At 59.4% G+C, this 21,481-nt stretch carries 11 protein-coding genes, 1 tRNA gene and 1 pseudogene; 7 read left to right on the top strand and 6 right to left on the bottom strand.

Annotated elements, in window-relative coordinates:
• Window positions 1–872: 872 nt before the first annotated feature.
• The 3 genes from G5S37_RS21505 (at window position 873) to G5S37_RS21515 (ending at window position 9,269) form a co-directional block, all read left to right on the top strand.
• Window positions 873–6,596, top strand: a complete 5,724-nt coding sequence (locus G5S37_RS21505) for an autotransporter-associated beta strand repeat-containing protein (protein ID WP_165206502.1) — start codon at window positions 873–875, stop codon at window positions 6,594–6,596.
• A gap of 70 nt (window positions 6,597–6,666) precedes the next feature.
• Window positions 6,667–8,097 carry a sulfatase-like hydrolase/transferase gene (locus G5S37_RS21510; protein ID WP_165206504.1) on the top strand — a complete coding sequence of 477 codons (1,431 nt, stop codon included), beginning with the start codon at window positions 6,667–6,669 and terminating at the stop codon, window positions 8,095–8,097.
• A 128-nt stretch (window positions 8,098–8,225) separates the two neighbouring features.
• Entirely contained in the window at window positions 8,226–9,269 is a 1,044-nt protein-coding gene (locus G5S37_RS21515; protein WP_165206506.1) for a sulfate ABC transporter substrate-binding protein, read from the top strand.
• A gap of 97 nt (window positions 9,270–9,366) precedes the next feature.
• On the opposite strand, the gene G5S37_RS21520 is transcribed toward G5S37_RS21515, so the two are convergent.
• From G5S37_RS21520 to G5S37_RS21545, 6 genes and pseudogenes are all read right to left on the bottom strand, one after another.
• Complete coding sequence (locus tag G5S37_RS21520) at window positions 9,367–10,365, bottom strand: cysteine synthase A (protein ID WP_165206508.1); 999 nt, start codon at window positions 10,363–10,365, stop codon at window positions 9,367–9,369.
• Between the two features lie 28 nt (window positions 10,366–10,393).
• Entirely contained in the window at window positions 10,394–11,383 is a 990-nt protein-coding gene (gene epsC / locus G5S37_RS21525) for a serine O-acetyltransferase EpsC (protein ID WP_240914686.1), read from the bottom strand.
• A gap of 46 nt (window positions 11,384–11,429) precedes the next feature.
• Window positions 11,430–11,990, bottom strand: coding sequence for a rhodanese-like domain-containing protein (locus G5S37_RS21530; RefSeq protein WP_165206509.1), 561 nt, complete (start codon window positions 11,988–11,990; stop codon window positions 11,430–11,432).
• 112 nt (window positions 11,991–12,102) lie between these two features.
• A complete protein-coding gene (locus G5S37_RS21535) occupies window positions 12,103–13,767 on the bottom strand; it encodes a cysteine desulfurase (RefSeq protein ID WP_206026090.1) in 1,665 nt (554 codons plus the stop codon).
• A pseudogene (locus tag G5S37_RS21540) lies at window positions 13,751–14,670 on the bottom strand (family 2A encapsulin nanocompartment shell protein). The gene G5S37_RS21535 and the pseudogene G5S37_RS21540 overlap by 17 nt, the downstream one beginning before the upstream one ends.
• Before the next feature lie 373 nt (window positions 14,671–15,043).
• Window positions 15,044–15,116, bottom strand: a tRNA-Phe gene (locus G5S37_RS21545).
• Between the two features lie 104 nt (window positions 15,117–15,220).
• Here G5S37_RS21545 and G5S37_RS21550 point away from each other — a divergent pair.
• The 4 genes from G5S37_RS21550 to G5S37_RS21565 all read left to right on the top strand — a co-directional run bounded on the left by G5S37_RS21550 (window position 15,221) and on the right by G5S37_RS21565 (window position 21,417).
• Window positions 15,221–15,970, top strand: coding sequence for a fibronectin type III domain-containing protein (locus G5S37_RS21550; protein ID WP_165206512.1), 750 nt, complete (start codon window positions 15,221–15,223; stop codon window positions 15,968–15,970).
• Window positions 15,971–16,012: 42 nt separating this feature from the next.
• Window positions 16,013–16,429 (top strand): hypothetical protein, encoded by a 417-nt coding sequence (locus G5S37_RS32375; protein WP_206026091.1) that lies wholly within the window; start codon window positions 16,013–16,015, stop codon window positions 16,427–16,429.
• Window positions 16,430–16,561: 132 nt separating this feature from the next.
• Window positions 16,562–19,759, top strand: a complete 3,198-nt coding sequence (locus tag G5S37_RS21560; RefSeq protein WP_165206514.1) for an FHA domain-containing protein — start codon at window positions 16,562–16,564, stop codon at window positions 19,757–19,759.
• A 134-nt stretch (window positions 19,760–19,893) separates the two neighbouring features.
• Window positions 19,894–21,417 carry an arylsulfatase gene (locus G5S37_RS21565; protein WP_240914689.1) on the top strand — a complete coding sequence of 508 codons (1,524 nt, stop codon included), beginning with the start codon at window positions 19,894–19,896 and terminating at the stop codon, window positions 21,415–21,417.
• Window positions 21,418–21,481 lie beyond the last annotated feature (64 nt).

A 21,481-nucleotide genomic window follows, 5' to 3' on the forward strand; every position in this document is an offset into this window, starting at 1 on the left:
GTCATGAATGCATGACGCGCAACGTCCCTAGACTGCGGCAGCCTGCTGCGGCGACAGTTGCCTATCCTGGTCGCGTTAACCGTTGAAGTGCATCCAGGCGACTTTGTCACAGTGTGCGCGCAGTGTGTGTCTCTTCGCCGTTTCACATACAAGGCCAACAGTCCAAGGAGCGGCACTAGCCTAGTGCCGTTATGCAGCGTGGCACGCGATGTGGTTTCTGAATGGCCACATCGCGCGTGTGCATTGCCTGCATGGAGAAGAAGGCTCCGAACCCAGATGGCCAACCACCGGTACTAAGGCTAGTGCCGCTCCTTGGACAACAGGCCACACATGCGTGATGGGGCAGGGTGACGATTCTCATCAACTCCTCTGTGACTTCGTCTCTGTAGGGATGCAGGCCCAAATTGATTTAGCCGCAAAGAGACGCAAAAAACTGCAGGCTGCACGCAGTCTCAGCCCAAGGCCTCCGGCTTCTGACTCGTTCCACTACCCCCGTGCAAAGAATTTGCACGCCATTCATTGACACATTCAATCTACATCGTATTAGTGGGATATGTGAGAGGGCGATGGAGCCGCCTCACTGGTGCCGATCCGCACGACGGAAGGTCTGGTCTTGAAATCACCTGCGCCGATCCCCGAGGGAAGGCGGAGGAGCACTAGCGGACGATGTGATGCCTTCTCGACAATGAAGGCATGACCCCGGGCCGCTCTTCCGTGTCATGTCCCTCGTTCGCGACCTTCAGTCAGAATTTAACTTTCAGATCCCCCTCGGGTGGAGACGCCGCTTCCTGCGGCGTCGGCGCCGCGCGGCAGCTAGTCACCCAACACCATCAGCAGCCGTGACAGGCAGGAGGACCAAGTCGTAGTCCACCATGCTCGACCGATTCTCTCAAGTCTGGCGGCATGGGCTCGCCTTGCTCATTGGCATGATGCCCGTGGCGGTGTCTGCACAGACCAGCGGCGTTTGGAATGTAAACGGGAACAACCTGACCTGGAGCAATTCCGCCAACTGGCTTAGCGGTGGTATCGCTTCAGGCATCGGGGCGACCGCGGACTTCAGCCAGGTCAATATTCCCGGAGCCCGCACCGTCGTTCTGGATGCGCCCTTCACCGTGGGAACCTTGATCTTCGCAGATCTCGACGACACCCATGCGTGGACCCTTGGAGGCACTTCGACACTGACCCTGGAGGCTTCTTCGGGTACTCCGGAGATCCGGGTGGGGAACCGTCCGCTGACCGTAAGCGCCATTCTCGCTGGCACGCAGGGCTTCAGGAAAACAGGCGCTGGCACCCTCGCTCTGGCGAATGCTGGAATCACACTCACAGGTGGCATCTCGCTCAACGAAGGAGTGCTGAGCTTCACCACGGGTTCACTGGGGACAAATACCGTGACCTTCGGTGGCAACGCCACTTTGACGTGGGGGGCAAGCACAACGCAGGATGTCTCGAGCCAGATCGTGCTTGGAGATGGCTTCACCGCCACCCTCAGTACCGGAGCCAACAACGTCACGCTCGCGACGGCGTTGCAGACGGGCGTGTCAGGGAATGCCGCCGTGACCAAGATCGGCGCAGGCACCTTGACGCTCACCGCAGCCAATACGTGGACAGGACTGACGCGTGTGAACGTGGGGCGGCTCGTGCTCGCCGGAGGCAACAACCGCCTGGCGGCAACATCCGGCGTCACCATTGGCCAAGGCACGAACAGTGGCGTGCTGCAGCTGGGTGATGCCAATGGCGCGGTGAATCAGACGGTGATCTCCCTCGCCTCGGCAGGCACGGGAACAGCGAATGCGGTAGTCGGCGGCAACGTGGCCGTGTCCACGCTGACCGTGAATGTCGCCGGACCTGCGAGCAACTCCTTCACCTTCGCGGGCTTCCTGGGTGGTGCCGGAGCGAATGAAAACAACCTCGCCCTCACGAAGTCCGGGGCAGGCACGCTTGTGATCAACAATGCTGGCAACACCTTCACGGGAGGGGTGAACATCCAGGCGGGCACCTTAGAATTCGGCACGGGAGCTCTCGCAGGCAACATCGTCACCTTCACTGGAAACGGGACGCTGACGTGGAACGGAACCAACACGCAGGACGTCTCTTCACAAATCCGCCTCAACAATGGGGTCACGGCCTCCATCAGCGCTGGCGGGAATACCGTAACCCTGGCCACCGCGTTTCAAGTCGGTACGGGAAATAGCGTAACGAAATCGGGTGGCGGCACCTTTATCATCACGGCAGCGAACACCTGGACCAACGGCACCCGCGTCAACAATGGCCGCATGATCCTGACGGGAGGTGACAACCGTCTCTCCGAACTCGGCGGGATCTCCCTGGGCAACGGGGCGAACAATGGGGTGGTCCAACTCGGTGACCTTACCAGCATCAGCAATCAGACGGTCACCAACCTGACTATCATCGGCAGCGGCACCGGCAATGCCATCGTGGGTGGGAATGCAGCCTTCTCCACGCTTACCGTGAATACCGATGGCGTCGTGGCCTTCGCTGGCACCCTGGGTGGAGTGGGTGCGAATGAGAACCAACTGGCGCTGACCAAGTCTGGCACGGGCATCTTCGCGATCGGTGGAAACAACACCTTCGCAGGAGATGTCACTATCAATGGAGGCACCCTGCTGGTCACCAAGTCCACGGCACTTGGAACTGGTACCAAGACCGTGCACATTCACTCCGCAGTGAACACACCGAGCCTGCAACTGGATGGCTCGGGCGGAGACATCGTGCTCGCTTCAGGCATACGCTATGTCACGAGCAACGATGATACGACCAATCCCGCGATCGTAAGCAAGGCAGGGAATAATGTCATTTCGGGGAACATCTCGCCCACGACCGGCGGAGCCGGCACGGGTGCCACACGCATTCGGGTGGAAACGGGAACGCTTACCCTGGAGGGGAATATCTCCCCTGAGACGAATGTCGCCGCAGCATCCACCGTCATCTTTGATGGCGACGGCAATGGCACGGTGAGTGGTCTCATCTACGACAATGGAGCCCACACCCTGGGCATACGGAAAGAAGGCGCAGGCGCATGGACGCTGCTCTCCGCCAACAGCTACAGCGGGGCAACCGAGGTGGCGGGAGGGCGACTCAACATCACCACCGCCAAGACGGGTGGCGGTACCATCTCCATCGGAGATGGCGCCACGTTGGGCGTGAAGCTTGAGGCTGCTGGACAGACTCTCACTACTTCGGCACTCACGCTGGGTGGCGCCAGCGGTGGCGTGCTGTCACTTGATTTCGGAACCTTCAGCAATCCCGCGGTCGCATTGATTACGGCTCCGTCACTCATCACGCACGGGCTAAATATCCTGAATGTGTCGGGCACAGGTCTCGGCATAGGTCAGTTTGCGCTGATTGACTACACCGGCACCATCGGAGGCGATGGCTTCTCCGGGCTGTCGCTGGGCATCCTGCCTGCGCGCGTGACGGCGAATCTGCTGAATGACACTGCCAACACCCGGGTGGTGCTGGACATCACCGCGTTTGATGTGCCGAAGTGGACCGGCGCGGTGAACAACCAGTGGGACATCAATGATGGCAGTGGCAGCGGCACGCTGAACTGGCGTGAGGTGAACAGCGGCCTGGCCACACGCTACCTTCAGGGCAGTGGCGGTACGGATAGCGTGCTCTTTGATGATACGGCAGGCGTGCCGCTCAATGTGGATCTCACCACCACCCTCACGCCGAACACGGTGACTGTGACTACCTCCACGAATGCCTTTGTCTTCGGTGGCTTTGGCAAGCTGAGCGGCGCCACGCAGATCATCAAAAATGGCACTACCAAGCTCACCTTTGCCGAATTGGGCATCAACGACTACACCGGCACCACCACCATCAACGGAGGCTCTCTACAAATTGGCGATGGCGTTACAGCATTCGCAGGACAGCTTGGAACGGGGGATGTGTTCATCAACAACAGCGCCGGGTTGATTTTCAATCGCCCGGATGACATCACCGTGGCCAATGTGATCAGCGGCAGCGCCGCCAGCACCATCACCCAGCAGGGGGCTGGAAAGACAACGCTGTCCGGCAACAACACGAACTTTGATGGAACCATCTCAGTCGCTGCCGGCACTCTTGTGGTAGGCACCGTCAATGCGCTCGGTTCCCAGACGGGCGGCACCGTTATCGACCTCGGTGCCACGCTGGAGGTGAACGGAAACTCCCTGACGGAGAATTTCCAAATCAATGGAGGCACCCTCCGTAACACCGTGGGAACGGGGGCCATCTTGAATGGCAGCGTTGCCCTGAGTGGTGGAGGGATCTTCCATGTGGATGATTCCGCCGTGCGTCTCACCATCACCACGGCCATCACCGGTTCGGGTGGGTTGAACAAGACCGGCGCGGGCACTCTTGTGCTTACAGGAAACAACACCTATGCCGGCGGCACGACCATCTCGAATGGTATCCTGCAGGTGGGAGCCACGGGTGGCGCCCTGCCGTCCGGTGACATTCACTTTGCACCGGGTGAGTTTGACACGGCCACACTCACGATTCTGCGCGCGGACCCGATTACCATTGCCAACAACATCACCAGCAGCGGGCTCGGTGTGAATGCCATCATCATTGGTGTGAATGGCGCCGCGTCACCAAGCAGCACCGTCACATTCTCCGGAAACAACACCTTCACGGGCAATGTCACTGTGAACGGAGGCACCTTGAAGATCACCAACAACAGCGCTCTGGGCACGGGAACGAAGACGGTGCGTGTGGCCTCGAACGCACTGCCAAGCCTGGTGCTGGATGGAACTGCGGGGAACATTAACTTGGCCGCGGGCATCACCTACCAGGTGAGCAGTGATGGCTCTGGATCCACGGCGGGCGGCATTGTGAGCGTTGCGGGGAACAACACCATCAATGGCGTCATATCCATGATCAACGGCGGCGGCGGCAATGCGCGCATCAGTGTGCAAGCCGGCAGCACCCTGACCCTGGCCGGCGGCGTGGATGCCAACGGGGCCACGGGCAACCGCACTCTCCTGATTGGTGGAGCCGGCACAGGTCACATCACCGGGGTCATTTCTGACACAGGCACCAACGTCGTGACGGTCACCAAGGATGGTGATGGTACCTGGTCCCTTGAGAATCAGAACACCTTCACTGGCGTGGTGAATGTGAATGCTGGCACTCTGCAGTTCAACAACGCCGCCGCCACCGGCACAGCCCAGGCGCTGGGGCAAGGAACGGGTGTGGTAAACATCGGCACTGCGACCACGGTGGGCACACTGGACTACATCGGCCTCGTGGATGCGATCCTGGGACGCGGCATCACCGTCGGTGGTGTAGCTGGCGGCGTGGTGAAGAACAGCAGCAGCGGTGGCTTGCTCACGCTCGCTGGAACGGTGACAAAGAATGGGCGCCCTCTCACGCTGACGGGTGGGCGCATCACGGTTACCGGACAGGTCACGGGGGCCACGCTTTCGGATCTGATTGTGGATGCCTCCGTGGTGACCTTGAGCAACACGAACAACAACTACAACGGCACCACGCATGTGCGTGGGGGCGGCACGCTGAAGAATGGCGCCTCCGAAGTCCTCACGGACAGCACCGTGGTGCAACTCGGTGAAGCCACCAACAACACGGCAGGCACCTACGACCTGAATGGCTTCAATGAGACCATCTCCGGTCTCACTGGGGCTGGCACCGGATCCAGGGTGGTCACCAATAATGGCGCTGCGGACAGCACGCTCACTGTGGCGGGCAGCAGCACCTACAATGGTGTGATACAAGATGGTGCCACGAACAAGGTGAACCTCGCCAAGTCCACCGCGGGTGTCTTCACTCTCACGGGCAACAACACCTACACCGGCACCACGGCCATCACTGGAGGCGCCTTGCAGGTGGGCACCGGAGGCACTGGAGTTTCACAAGCAGACGCAATCACCCGCGGTACCACGGGAAGCGGGCAAACGACCGTCAGCGGTACCGGCATTCTTGCAGGCACAGGATTCGTAAAAGGTGGACTGACCATCTCCGGAGGAAGCATCCATGCCGGGGACACCATCACCACGGCGGGTGACCAACTGGGAACACTGTGGATTGGAGGCAATGTCACGTTTGAATCGGGTTCCCTGGTGCTTCAGGTCACTTCATCAGATATCAATGTGGCGGCGCTCGCGGATTCCAACTCCGCAGGTTACAGCGCAGCGCTGCTGGCTCTGCCTACCGACTCGGCAGCAGTACTGGAAGGTTCTATTCCTACCTCAGCGCATGACCACTTGGAGATCAGCGGCACGCTTGATTGGGCGACGACAGGCACTCGCACGGTCGCCATTGAGCTGGCTGGCGCGACGGACATCCTTGCGGGTGATGTCTTCAATCTCATCGACTGGAGCGCCGTGCTGAATGCTGGCACCTTCAATACAGGCGGCGCCTTGCGCGCAGGCGGTGAAGTGGGTGCAGACCTCCTCCTTCCCATGCTTTCCAGCGGCTTGGGTTGGGACACCTCGCTCTTCGCTGAGCATGGCATCCTGGTGGTCACGCAGCTCTCCGTGGTGCCCGAGCCTTCCCGCATGCTGCTGAGCCTGATTGCCTTCGGAGCGATGATCATGCGCCGCAGGAGAAGCAATCGCCCCACCGCATTTTGATGTCGCATTGAGCCAATCGCTTCGTTCTACAGCGCAACGCCTCATTCCGTCCTTCCACGCCACACCTCTTATGAAACCTACATTCCTCATCGCCACGTTTGTGGCAGCCGCGGCAGGCCTTCTACTGCCGGCCACGGCCTCCGCTGAATCCAAGAAGCCCAATGTGCTCGTGATCCTCGCCGATGACCTCGGCTATGGTGAAACCAGCATCCAGGGCAATCCACAGATTCCCACGCCGAACATCGACAGCATCGGCAAGAACGGCGTTCGCTTTACGAGTGGCTATGTGAGTGGTCCGTATTGCAGCCCTACACGCGCAGGCCTCTTCACTGGCAGGTACCAGCAACGCTTTGGTCACGAGTTCAATCCCGGCCCTGCGCAAGCTGCAGGTCAGGCAGTAGGCCTGCCTGTGGAGGAGAAGACCATCGGCGATCGCTTCAAGGAAGCGGGCTATACCACGGGTTGGTTTGGCAAGTCCCATCTCGGCTATGAGCCGCAGTTCCATCCGCTGAAGCGCGGATTCGATGAGTTCTACGGCTTCCTAGGTGGCGCCCATGACTACTTCGATGCCGGTGGGGACAAGGCGAATCCCATTTTGAAGGGCACCGAGCCGGTACAGTCGATTGAGTACACCACAGAGTCATTCGCGAAGGAAGCAGTGTCCTTCATCGATAAGAACAAGGAGAAGCCCTGGTTCGTGTACCTGCCCTTCAATGCGGTGCATGGTCCTCTGCAGGCCACGGAGAAGTATCTCGCGCGCTTCGCAAACATCGAAGACCAAAAACGCCGCACCTTCGCTGCACAGCTCTCCGCCATGGATGATGCCATTGGCACTGTGCTGGAGAAGATTCGTGCGCAGGGTCAGGAAGAGAACACCCTTATCTTCTTCTTTGCCGACAACGGTGGTCCCACGCCACAAACCACTTCGCAGAATGGCCCGCTGCGTGGCTTCAAGGCGCAGACCTGGGAGGGTGGCATCCGTGTCGCCTGGCTGGCCCAGTGGAAGGGACACATCCCCGCAGGTCAGGTGGACGATCGCCCCGTCATTCAGCTCGACATCCTGCCCACCGCACTCGCAGCCGTGGGTGTGGAAGCGAAGCCGGAATGGAAGCTCGATGGGGTGAACCTGCTCCCCTACATCACGGGTGAGAAGAAGGACGTTCCGCATGATGCGCTCTACTGGCGCTTCGGTCCGCAGATCGCCATCCGTAAGGGAGCATGGAAACTGGTGAAGGGTGCCAATCCCGAATCGAAACCACTCGACCGACGTGGAGGCGCGAATGTGGAAGGTGCTGAACTCTACAATCTGGACAAGGACATCGGCGAAACGAACAACCTCGCCGCCAGCGAGCCTGAGAAGGTGAAGGAACTCGCGGCTGAGTGGGAGAAGTGGAACTCGGAACTAGTTGCGCCCAAGTGGCTTCCTGGAAACGCCGGCAAAAAAGGTGGCGCTGGTGGCAAGAAGCGTCAAGCGGCCCGGACTCAGGTGCAGTCTAACTAGACTCGACGCGCCTCGATTCATCCGCAATCATCTCAAGCGAACCGACCGGACTACCGGAGGGCATTCTGAATTCATGGCGGCAGTACCACACACGTGGTCATGCACCGCCATCCCCTCCGGTAGTATTCATGAACACACGCCCCCTTTCTCATCTCGATAGTCGATCTCTCCGCACGCGTCGCTGGCTGCTCGGCGCAGCCCTCTCCTCCGTTCTTGTTCCGCTTTCGCTGCATGCAGCGGAGCAGAAGCTGCTCAACGTGTCCTACGATGTGACGCGCGAGTTCTACAAGGACTACAACGATGCCTTCGCGAAGCATTGGAAGACCAAGACGGGCAATGATGTCCTTGTCGATCAATCTCATGGCGGCTCCTCAAAGCAGGCTCGTGCGGTGCTCGATGGACTGAGCGCGGACGTGGTCACGTTCAATCAAAGCACGGACATCGATATCCTGGTGCCCACTGGCCTCGTGGCAAAGGACTGGGCGACGAAGTTTCCCAACAACGCCGCTCCATACACCTCCACGATCCTGTTCCTTGTACGCAAGGGAAACCCCAAGGGCATCAAGGACTGGAATGACCTGGTGAAGGATGGTGTGCAAGTGGTCATTCCCAATCCCAAGACCTCAGGCAATGGCCGCTACAGTTACATCGGTGCCTGGGCATATGCCTTGAAGTCCGAGGGCGGCAATGAAGAGAAGGCGAAGGAATTCGTCGGCAAGCTCTTCAAGAATGTGCCGGTGCTGGACACGGGCGGTCGTGGCGCCACGACCACCTTTGCGCAGAATGGCATTGGTGACGTATTGCTGACCTTCGAGAATGAGGTGCACCTCACGCTCAAGGAACTCGGCGCGGACAAGTTCGACATTGTCGTGCCTTCCCTCAGCATCCTGGCCGAGGCGCCCGTGGCTGTGGTAGAGCAGGTAGCGAAGAAGAATGGCACGGATGAACTCGCCAAGGAGTACCTCTCGCATCTGTACAGCGACGAAGGGCAGGAGCTGGCGGCGAAGCACTACTACCGCCCGCGCAATGCCGACATCCTGAAGAAACACTCTGATCGCTTTCCCGAAGTGAAGCTGGTGACCATCGATGAGATTGCCGGCGGTTGGGCCAATGCCCTCAAGGTGCACTTCAAAGACGGTGGCGTCTTCGACCAGATTTACCAGCCCAGATAGCAGTAGTGTGTGAGTGAATGAGTGCGGCGCAGGGAGGTCTGCCATTGCTGGTAGTGGCAGGCCTCCCAATTTTTTTGTTTTGAAGAGGAGCCGCAGCTTACGAGAAGATGGACTCAATCTCGCGATTCGGGTCCAGGCCATTCTCAGCCAGCCAGGCGTGATTGTAGAGCTTGGACTGGTACTTGTGCCCGGAGTCGCAGAGGATGGTGACAATGGTTTGTCCCGGCCCGCGTTCTTTCGCCAGCCTCACTGCGCCACCCACATTAATGCCAGATGAGAGGCCCACAAAGATGCCTTCCTCGCGGCGAAGTTGATTGATGATAGTCAGTGCTGTCTGATCGTCGATACGATAAGCAGCATCGGCAGTCGTACCTTCGACGTTCTTGGTTACCCGCCCCTGACCGATGCCTTCAGCGATGGAGTCGCCATCATCCGTATCCGTGTTGCCCTGGGTGAACCATGACCACATGGCCGCGCCGTAGGGATCCGCGCATACCGCGAGGACACCAGGCTTCTGTTCCTTGAGATATTGTGTGCTGCCGGCAAGCGTGCCTCCCGTGCCGATGGACGCGACAAAGGCATCCACCGTACCTTCCGTTTGATTCCAGATTTCCGGACCCGTGGTCAGATAGTGGGCCTGTCGATTGGCTGTGTTGTCGAATTGATTCGCCCAGAACCAGCCATTCTCTTCGGCAAGGCGACGCGCGACGTGATTGTAGTTGCCGGGATCCTTGTAAGGCTTCGCAGGCACCGGCCGCACCTCGGCACCGAGCGTGCGCAGGAGGACGATCTTCTCTGGAGCCTGGGTTTCGGGAATGACAATGACACTCTTATACCCTCGGGCCGAGCCGATGACCGTGAGGCCAATGCCCGTATTCCCCGCAGTGCCTTCCACAATGGTCTGCCCGGGAGTCAGCAGTCCCTTTTCTTCCGCATCCGTGATGATCCCCCATGCGGCGCGATCCTTCACGGATCCTCCGGGGTTCATGTACTCCGCCTTGCCCAGGATCTCACAGCCGGTGAGGTCGGACAGCCTGTTCAGGCGGATGAGCGGGGTGTTGCCAATGTGTCCGTCGACTCCGCGATAGGTGGGCATGCTGATACCTGGGTGATTGACTGATGCGTTAGATGGAAAATTCCGGAGCGGCTTTCACGCGCTTCTGGCTCTTGTCGAGAATACTGAGATTTTTCTCCTCGTAAATCACGAGTGAATTTGGCGGCACGCTATGCATGAGGAAGACGTTCGCACCGATGGTGGAGTTCGCTCCCAGGATGGTCTCTCCACCGAGGATGGTGGAGTTGGGATAGATGGTGACGTTGTCCTCCACATTGGGATGCCGCTTCTGGCCCTTCACCGCCTGACCAGTCTCTGTCTTGGCTATGCTGCGCGCCCCGAGGGTGACGCCATGATAAATTTTCACATTGTTGCCAATGCGGCAGGTCTCGCCAATCACGACACCGGTGCCGTGGTCGATGAAGAAGTGCGTGCCGATGCTGGCACCGGGATGAATGTCGATGCCCGTGCGTGAGTGAGCCCACTCCGTCATCATGCGTGGCACCACCGGTGCACCCGCCTTGTGCAGGAGATGCGCGCAACGCTGAATCGCGATGGCCTCGATGCACGGATACGAAAGGATAATCTCTTCGCGGCTCACTGCGGAAGGATCGCCATCGTAGGCGCATTCCACATCCGTGAGCAGCAGTTCACGCACACCCGGGAGCGTCTGGCAGAACTTGCGCAGAATGGGAGGCGTCTTGCCCGTGGGTTTCTTCGGATCGCCGATGCGCACGGCTTTGCGCACTTGATCCTCCAACCGCAGCATCACACGGGAGAAACGCTGGCTGGTCACTTCCACGAGCAGGCCGTGGTGCAGCGCATCGTCATCATGGAACCCGGGGAAGAGGATCTGCAGCAGTTCCTCACATATCTGGCCCACCGCGCCCTTGGAGGGCATGTTATGGGAATCGCTGTTGTTCAGGCCACCGACATTTTCATACGAGTCGAGCAGCGCTGGAACATACTGTCCGTAAGGGAGGGCTTCCCAAGGAGCGGCCGCATCATCTTCAAGGCTGCGGCCATTGATTCGTTCCGTTTGTTTGGGAGAAGCACTCACGAGCGTGGAGGCATGCACAGAATGGAGAGAGGATGGCCAGCGGGAGTTAACTGGCGGATTGCGGGGAACTACTGGAAGGCGCGCGCTGATTCCACGGCGCTTTGGCAAGGAGCAGGCCCATGCCACAGAAGTCCGTAATGCCCGCGAATACGAGGCCGGCACCCACGAACCCGGAGATCCACACGAATGCGGGATGCACAAACCACCCGAGCAGCACCCCGACGAGCACCAACGAACCTGCGACAATACGCACCTGGCGCTCCAGGCTGATGACCTTCACCTGACCACGATTCACCGGCAGCCCCTCTTCAATCCACGCGAGCGTGCCGCCTTCCACCACGATGGGTTGCTGGAAGCCTTCAGCCGCGAGCTTCTCCGCAGCCTTCGTGGCACGCTGACCACTACGGCACAAGATGTACACGGGCTTGTCCTTGGCGGCGGTTCCGGAAATGGCCAGCCCGGTGGGGTCGAGCTTGTCCAGCGGTTCGAGTTTTGCCTGGGGCACATGCACTTCGGCATATTCGACGGGCGTGCGCACGTCGATGACGACGCTGCCGGGGTCGGATGTGAGTCGCTGACTGAGTTCGTTGGGGGAAATGGTCTTCATGAAGATATCCTCGCTGGAAGGCTGGAAATAAGAAAGGCTCGGAAGGTAAAGAAGGAGCCTGACAGGGTCTTTCGTAGGTTACGTTCCGGCGCAGGTCATTGTCTTGGCGTATTCAGTTCCTTGGCAGTCGCTGCAGTACTTCCACCAGGGTATCTACCTCGTCACGAGTATTATAGAACGCCAGTGACGGGCGCACGCTTCCTTCCACACCAAACCGTCGCTGTGCCGGCTGCGCGCAGTGATGACCTGCTCGCACCGCAATGCCATGCTTGTCCAGATGCTTCGCGATGTCAGCATTCGGAATGCCGGGAATCACAAAGGAAAGCACGCTGGCTTTGTTCGCTGCCGTACCGATGGGACGAATGCCCGGGATAGTAGCGAGCGCCTCGGTCGCATATTCCAACAGCGCATGTTCATACGCCGCGATGGCTGGCATGCCGATGGACATGAGGTATTCCACAGCCGCGCCCAAGCCCACCACACCGGCAATATCCGGAGTGCCCGCTTCGAACTTCTCGGGGTGTTCGTTGTAGACCGTTTTGGAGAAAGTCACGTCCTTGATCATGTGTCCCCCACCCTGCCACGGAGGCATCTCACTCAACAGGCTGCTCTTGCCATAGAGCACACCAATGCCAGTGGGACCAAAGATCTTGTGCCCAGACAAGGTGTAGAAGTCTGCGTCGAGTGCCTGCACATTCACCGGCATGTGAGGTGTGGATTGTGCGCCGTCCACCAGCACCGGCACACCAAACGAGTGCGCGAGCGCGATGACTTGCTCCACGGGATTCACCGTGCCGAGGGCATTGGAGACATGCGTGATTGCCACCAGCTTGGTACGTCCATTGAGCAGCGTGGCGAATTGATCCAGGATCAGCTCACCACGATCATTGATGGGTGCCACGCGGATTGTCGCACCCGTCTGCTCTGCGAGAATCTGCCAGGGCACGATGTTCGCATGGTGCTCCATATGGGTGATGAGGATCTCATCACCCGGACCAATGTTCTTCTTGCCGTAGCTCTGTGCCACGAGGTTGATGGCTTCCGTGGTGCCACGAACGAACACGATCTCCTTTGCACTTGAGGCACCCAGAAACTTCCGCACGCTCTCACGCGCATTTTCGAAAAGGTCCGTGGATCGCGCAGCCAGCGCATGAGCTGCACGATGGATGTTTGAGTTGTCCCTGCTGTAGAAGGAGGAAGCCGCATCGATCACCGCCTTCGGCTTGTGCGTCGTGGCGGCATTGTCCAGCCAGATGAGTGGATGCCCATTCACCCGCTGATGCAGCGCCGGAAAGTCACTGCGGACGGAATGAACATCAAACGCACGTGCAGTGGGCACGCCTGAAGCTGTTGACTTCGATGAGCCCAAGCTGCTGGCGAACTCCTGCACCTGCACTGCCTCACGCGGGAGGAAGTAGTAGCGCTCACTTAGCGGCAGCGCAGGTGAGAGCACCTCATTCGCACCGAGCACACTCACCGCATGTCCTTCTGCGCCGAAGAGCACATGGGGATTACCAAAGGCATACTCACTATCCTCTGATGAAGGCGCAGTAGGCGCAGCGGCCGCAGGCGTGGCATCGAGACTTGGACGGAGCGTGTCAAACGCAGGCTGCACCGGCGGCGCCACCTCTGCCGACCGTGGGGCAGCAAACGTGGCAACCGAAGGCGAGCCCAGAGGTGCGGGAGGCCGACTGCCTCCCCGATAGAACTCGCCCAACAACTGGTGGATGAGCGAGGTGTCCACCCCACCCAAGGATGGCTCAGGCGGAGTAGTCATAGTAGTTGCCCACGAATACGTTATCCAGGCGCGCAATGGCATCATTCGTGAGCACCGCTGCGGAGAAGTAGCGGGTCACCAGGTGGGAGGCCACGGAGTGCTCATTCGTCCCCATGTAGCGTACGGAGAGGCCGGGCTCGACTTCGCCGGTGACACCCGTCTTCTGCAGGCCCACGACTCCTTGCTCGGCTTCACCCACGCGCAGGAGGATGATGGTCGTCTTCTCTTCCTCCAGCGGAAGCTTGTCACTCGGGATGAGCGGCACGCCACGCCAGGTGATGAAGGGCGAGCCGAGGATGTTCACCGTGGGTGGCGGCACGCCGCGACGGTGGCTTCACGACCGAAGGCGGCAATGGCCTTGGGGTGAGCGAGGAAGAAGGCCGGCTTCTTCCACACGAGGCGCAGCAGTTCATCGAGATCGTCCGGTGTGGGGGGACCTTTCAGCGTATTGATGCGCTGGCTGTCGACGACTGCCTTCAGCAGGCCGAAGTTCTGATTGTTCAGCAGTTCCCATTCCTCGCGTTCCTTCACCGCCTCCACGACCAGGCGCACCTGCTGGCGGAGCTGGTCGATCTCATTGCTGTAGAGATCCGTCACCCGGGTATGGCTGTTCAGAATCGTCTGGATGGTGCTCAGATGATACTCACGGGGATTCTCATCGTAGTCCACGAAGGTGGAGGGGAGCTTGGGCTCGCCGCCTTCCACGGTGAGCAGTTCCACCGTGGCACGGTCGGATTTCTGGACCTGGTTCACGCGGTAGACACCGCCGTCGATGTCCACCCAGGGCAGCACCTTGTGCAGCCAGCGTGGGGTGATCTCATCCCACTGGGGGACGGTGACGGTGGCGGTGGCGAGATTGCGCGCCGCGGCGGTGGTAAGACTGAAATGATTGGGATCGCTCATGAGTTGGCTGTGTGTGATGGAGTGCCAACATCGCAGCAGCCGGCGGGCGGCCATCAGTGGGAAAAGGGTGTCAGATGCTATTGCATCTGACAGCCCGCAAAGGGGATGAGCCGCGGCCACGCGCTTCCGTACGTCAGCACAGGTGGAGTGGTGGTCCGACGCTCAATTTGTATCGTGACGCAGGCCGGTGGAGCTTCACACAAGCTCAAGTGAGATCGTCGCCCTCTAAGGTGTGAAGTCCTTGTAAGTTGCCCTGTCTCACAGAAAAACAACCAGAAATGGCGGAATTTTCACCCGTGGGCAGTGGCTTGGCGGTATGTGGTGCTGCATCTTTGGCAGCCTTTCCACGTTCTCTTCCAAAGGAAGAAGAAGGTGGCTCGAGCCGGAATCGAACCAGCGACACGAGGATTTTCAATCCTCTGCTCTACCAACTGAGCTATCGAGCCTTTTCGGTTGGGGCGCGTAGTATGTCGTGTGATGAGCGGCGTGCAAGGGGAAAGTGCTTTTTCTCCGCCTTGCTAAACGAATTGCGTTTTTCTAAGGTGGCGGCATGAAGTGGCTCGTTCCCAGTGTGCTGGTATGGTTTTGGGTGGTGGCGCTTGCCCCCCTCCATGCCGTCGAGGTCGTGGAAGGACCGGTGGTCTCAGCGGGCGACACGACGGCGAGCATCAGTTGGAAGACAGATGTTGTCTGTGGCACGCGCGCCTCGGTCGGCGTTTCGCCAGAAAATCTGACGCAGAAAGCCGAGGGGCCGGTGGGGCTGCACCATGAGGTGGCCTTTACCGGGTTAAAGCCGAAAACGACCTACCATTTCACCATCGGCACCGCGAAGGTGAGACTGCAGACCGGCACTTTCTCCACCAAGGAACCCGGTGCAGCGCGACCTCCCCCTGCCGCAGCCAAGCCGCAGGCCGCCCCGGAGACCGCTACCAAGCCCAAGCCCCAGCCTCAGCCCAAGGTCACCGCCACGGCACCTCCCGCTCGCAAGACCTGGGGAAATTTCCGCACCCTGCAGGACCACTATGACCGACACGGCCCTGATTTCCGCTCCACCTCGCCCGAGGACTATGCCCGCCAGGCCTGGGAATTTCTGCAACGCGCCATCGACGAAGGTCTCCCCGCCAAGCTCGACGACTCCGATGGCACCATCCGTGTGTGGGACCCCAAGACCAGGGCCTTCGCCGCCTACAATCGGGATGGCACCACGAAGACCTACTTCAAGCCCGGCAGCCCGGACTATTTCACCCGCCAACCAGGGCGAAAGATCACCCTGAAGCGGTCCGATTTCGCTCCCCGCTAACCTCCTCTCCTCTTTTCCTCAAGCCCACCTTCTCTCATGGCCATGCACGTCTGTCCTGTGTGCGGATATCCCAGTCTCTCTGAGCCACCGCGTTCTCCATCTGGAGGAGGCTCTTATGAAATCTGTCCCTCCTGTGGTTTCCAGTTTGGCGTGGATGACGATGACCGAGGCCGGACCTACGAGCAGGCTCGCCAGGCTTGGGAGGAGGCCGGGGCGCCCTGGTCCAGCAAGGGCATCCCTGCTCCCAAGGGCTGGAGTGGCAAAGGACAACTCACCTCGCAGAAGCCAGGTCCGAAGGCCGTGAAAAAGGCTATCTCGAAACCGGCAAAGAAGGCGGCCAAAAAGGCGGTGAAGAAGCCAGCCAATGCGCCTTCGAAAAAGACCTCCAAAAAGGTTTCCTCACGCCCCAAGAAGTCCGTGCAACCTGCAAAAAAGAAGAAGCCGGGCGGCCGCAGGTAATCGAAGTGATTAGGGGCCGATTCAGCCCGTTATCCCCACAGGCTCGAGCTGCCGATTTCCCTTGCAGCTTTTGTCCCGACATGTCCCTATTCTTGCGCTGCAGTTCTGCTTTCTCTTTTGCTCCCATCTCCCATGGCGACCCTGTTATTTGTTATCGATGACGACCAGGAAATTGTCGTCCCCCTTGCCGGCAACATCACGCTCGGCAGCGCCGATGGAAATGACGTCGTGGTGGATGACACAAGCGTTTCCCCCAGCCATGCAGAAATTGTCTCCACGGCCAGCGGCGGATTTCATCTCCGAGACCTGGGCTCCATAACCGGCACCTTCGTAAATGGAGCGCGGATTCGTTCGCGCGATTTGAAGGATGGCGATCAGCTCTCCTTTGGAGCATTGCGGGGACGTTTCCTGGCCGGCGAAAAGAAGACCGTCCTCAGCGAACCGGTGCTGGCTCGCGCCAGGACATCCACCATCACCAGCCAGGTGCCGGAGACGACGCCCAAGTCCAAGAAAGAGACCACGAGCATCAAACTCGCGACCTCCGAGGTCAAGGTGGCTGCCCTTGACATGGAGGCTCCAAAGACCGAGGCGCCGAAGCTGCTCGACGATGCAGAGTTCACCAAAAAACTGGAAGAGCAGCAGGCAAAACTCAGCGAACTGAATGCCAGGTTCGAGGAGCAGAAGACAAAGCTCGCTGAGCAAGATGCCAGACTGGACGAACAGAAGGCCAAGCTCGGCGAACAGGATGCAAGGCTGGAAGAGCAGAAGACCAAACTTGGTGAGCAGGACGCCAGGCTGGACGAAAACCAGGCGAAGCTCGCCGAGGTGACAAGCCAGATCGAAGCGAAGGACAAGGAACTCTCCGAGGTCAGCACGCGGATTGAAGAGCGACAAGCGGTGCTATCGGAGTCGGTGCGCCAGACGGATCTGCGCAAGGCGGACCTGGAGAAGACCAGCACTCAACTCGACGAGAAGAAAAAGGAACTCTCCGATGCCAGTCGTCAGTTTGACGAGCGCAAGAAGGAGCTCGACAAGGCCACGGAAGAGCTTGGGAAGTCGAAGGAAGAGATCACCAAGGCCGTTGAAGAGCTGGATCGCACCAAGGACGATCAGGAAAAAGTGCGGAAGGAAGCCGAGCGGTTCGCAGCGACCCTCATGGGCGAAATGGAGACCCACCGCAAGTCTCACCAGGAGACAGAACTTGCGCTTGAGACCGTGAAGAAGAAGTTGGGCGAAGCGGAAGCCGGACTGAAAGAAAAGACGAAGCTCACCAAGGAGCTCGAAGAAAAGATCGACTCCTCCAAAAAACAGGCAGACGCCGTTTCAGCCGAGATCGGTAAACTGAAGGAACAGGAGAAGGCCCTGCATAACTCGCTTGGCGGGATCGAGGCTGAGAAAAAAGAAGCTCAAGGCGCACTGGAGACCGCCCGCAAAGAGCACGCCACGGTAAAGAAGGATCGCGATACTCTGAGCGAGGAAATCACCAAGCTCACGGAAGAGAAGAAGTCGCTCGCTGCGGAGATTGCCACTCTCAAGACCGACAAGAAGGATGAGGAAGCCGCCTTGCGCCATGCGGAGGGAGAGCTGCGCACCATGCAAAACGGTCTCTCCAAGCTGGCCCAGGCACGGCAGGATCTTGAGAAGCAGACCGGCCGGCTCACCCAGGAATCTTCTGAGTTGCGGATTACCGTGCAGCAACTGGAGTCACAGCACGAGTCCACGCTCAAGTTGCTGCGTGAAGGCGAAACCGGCCTGAAGGATGTGCTCAAGTCCGTGGAAGAGGCGCAGACCGAGAAGCACGCGCTGATGGCGGACATCGAGGAGCTGGTTGCTCAAAAGGGCGAGTTCGAATCCCAGACCGCCCAACTCGGCACCGCTGCTGAGGATCGCAAACGCCAGCTCGATCAACTGCAGAAGGAACATGATGGCGCCGCCAAACGCACGGAGGAGGCGAAGGCACGCGCTGCGGAGCAGGAATCCCGGGTGGAAAAGCTGCTGGGCAACGTATCCACCCACGAGAAAAAACTTTCCGAACTGGTCTCCGCCGCCACGGAACACCGTCGCATGGCGGACTCACTCGCCGAGCTCTGCCGCACTGAGCAGGAGCGCATCACCCAGGCAGAGGCAGCCGCTGTCGCCGGTGAATTGAGGGCCACCGAGATCAAAGCTGCGCTCGTTGGCAAGGAAGATGAACTAACCAGCCTTACCAAGAAGGTGCAGCACCTCAGCGAGGAAAAATCCGCGGCTGAGAAGAAACAGGCTGAGCTCTTGCAGAAGAACAAGGAGCTAGAGAAGAAGCAGGCCGAGCTTTCGACGCTCGAAAGCCGGATGGAAAAGCTGCGCGACGACCTCCGTCTCGTAGAGCTGGGCAAGAAGCGCGTGGAAGGCGAGACGGCAAACCTGCAGAAGGCCCTCACCGAAACGAAGACCGCCTTTGAGGAAGTTACCAACGAGGTGGCTGAGGAGAAGTACCGCCTGGCCGGACTACAACGTGACGTCCGTTCCCTTCAAGATTCAAAGAACGAACTGCAGGAGGTTGAGGCGAAGCTGAAGGCATCCTCCGTAAAGGTGAAGGAACTGCTGGAGCAAGAGGTCCGGCTCAAGGATGTGGCAAGCACCTTGCGTTCACAGGAAGAAGCCAAAGGGCAACTGGAACGCGTTCTGGAGGCGGCACGCAAACAAACAGATGACGCCAATGAACGTCTGAAGAAAGCGAATGCCAATGAGCAGACCGTCTCAGACCGACTGAAGGCGCTGCTGGATCAGGAGGCCGCCCTCGTATCACGCACCAAGGCTCTGGAGACCGAGGTGGCTCGCCTTCAGCCGTTGCAGGCGGAAGTGAAGAAGCTTCAGGAACTCATCGCTCGCCTGCAGACGATGCAGTCGGAGACCAAAGCCGCGGAAATGCAACATCATCAAGCTCGCAAGGGTGCTGATGATGCCCGCGCGATGCTGGGCAAGCTCTCCGCAGAAGAGAAGTCCGCGCAGACAAAGCTGCAGGAAGTTCTGGGCCGCTACAAAACCACGTCCCACTCCCTGGAAGAGGCCTCAGCCACGCTGAAACTCAAGGGCGCGGAACTGCAAAACACCGAAAGCAGGGCGGCAGCACTCCGGCAGGAGATCACGGATTTGGATGCGCTTATCGTGACAAAGAATACTGAGGTCAGACGTCTGCAACACGTGACCACGGAGATGGAAGCGGCACAGAAGAGGCTCGCCGAGCAGGACACCCGTCTCGCGGAAGTGAAGCAGAGCGCGGATCCTTCGCGGGAGGGCATCATGGCGAAGCCCAACCTGCGCACGGTGGTGGTGCCTAGGAAGCGGGAATAGCTGGCTGCGACCCCGCGCGACTCTGGCGACAAATCAAAACGCGAGTTGATGACAGGAGCGCGCCAGCGCTGTCGTTACTCCGGGCCATGATCGCGCGCCGGTTTATCCTCTCTGTGGCACTTGTTTTCTGGTTGATGCCGTCCCTCGGGACTCAAGCAGCATCCCTCGAAGGCAAAAAGCCCAACATCATTTTCATTCTCACCGATGATCAGGGATATGGGGATCTCTCCGTGCATGGCAATCCCGTGCTGAAGACGCCGAACCTGGACAAGATGCATGCGGAGAGCGTGCGCTTCACCAACTGGCACAACAGCCCGACTTGTGCCCCCACGCGCTCCGCGCTGCTCACGGGCCGTCATGAATTCCGCAACGGCATCACCCACACCATCCTGGAGCGCGAGCGTTTGCGGCTGGATTCGGTGACGCTGGCGCAGGTGCTGCAAAAGGCGGGCTACGCCACCGGCATCTTCGGCAAGTGGCATCTCGGCGATGAGGAAGCCTACCGGCCCGACAAGCGCGGTTTCGAGGAAACCTTCATCCACGGCGCCGGTGGCATCGGCCAGAGCTATCCCGGAAGCTGTGGCGATGCGCCGGGCAATGCCTACTTCGATCCCGCCATTCTCCACAACGGAACGTTTGAGGAGACAAAGGGCTACTGCACGGATGTCTTCTTTGAGCAGGCCACGAAGTGGATCGAGACGAAGAAGGGTCAAAAGGAAAAGCCCTTCCTCTGCTGGCTCTCCACGAATGCGCCGCACGGCCCCTACATCGCCAAGCCCGAGGACAAGGCGCTCTACGATGGGAAGACGCCCAATGAAGCCGCTGCCAATTTCTTCGGCATGCTCCACAATATCGATATGAATGTCGGCAAGCTCTTCGCCAAGCTCGACGAATGGGGCCTTGCTGAAGATACCCTGGTCATCTTCATGAATGACAACGGCGGCACGGCAGGGGGAGCTGTCTTCAATGCCGGCATGCGTGGGCAGAAGGGATCCCCATGGATCGGTGGCGTGCATGCCATCAGCTTCTGGCGGTGGAAGGGCACACTGAAACCCGCCGACTGCAACGCGCTCACCGCACACATCGATTTCTTCCGTACCCTTTCCTCCCTTGGAGGGGCAAAGCTGGATGACTCGCTTCTGCAGCAGTCTGCAGAAGCTCGCAACCTGACACCGTTGTTGGAGAATCCCGCCGCGTCTTGGGAAGATCGCTTCCTCTTCACCCATGTGGGCCGCTGGCCCAAAGGCACCTCGCCAGATGCTGCGAAGCTGAACAACGCAGCCGTGCGCAACACCCAGTACACGCTGGTCAGTGAAACGGCACGTGGCCCCAAAGCTCCCAAGGACGCGGAACCCAAGTGGCAGCTCTTTGACGTCATCGCCGATCCCTCCCAGAAGAATGACATTGCCGCCTCGCACCCCGAGGTCGTGAAAAAATTGTCCGATACCTATGACGCATGGTGGACCTCGCTCAAGGGGCAGTACGACATCAACGAAAACGCCATCGGTCCAAAGCTGAACCCCTTTGCCGAGTTGTACTGGAAGCAGTTCGGCGGAGGCCCCACAGCCGAAGACTACGAACGCATGGACCCGGAAAAGGCGAAGACGTTCGAGGCGAGCCGGCAGCGACAGGCAGCTGGCAAGCGGGCCACCGATTGACGAAGGTCTGAGGCATGCAGGATGCTTTAGGGTCGGTGGTCTCGTGAGCGAATCCGGGACAAGC

The sequence above is a fragment of the Roseimicrobium sp. ORNL1 genome (assembly GCF_011044495.1).
Classification (GTDB): Bacteria; Verrucomicrobiota; Verrucomicrobiia; order Verrucomicrobiales; family Verrucomicrobiaceae; genus Roseimicrobium.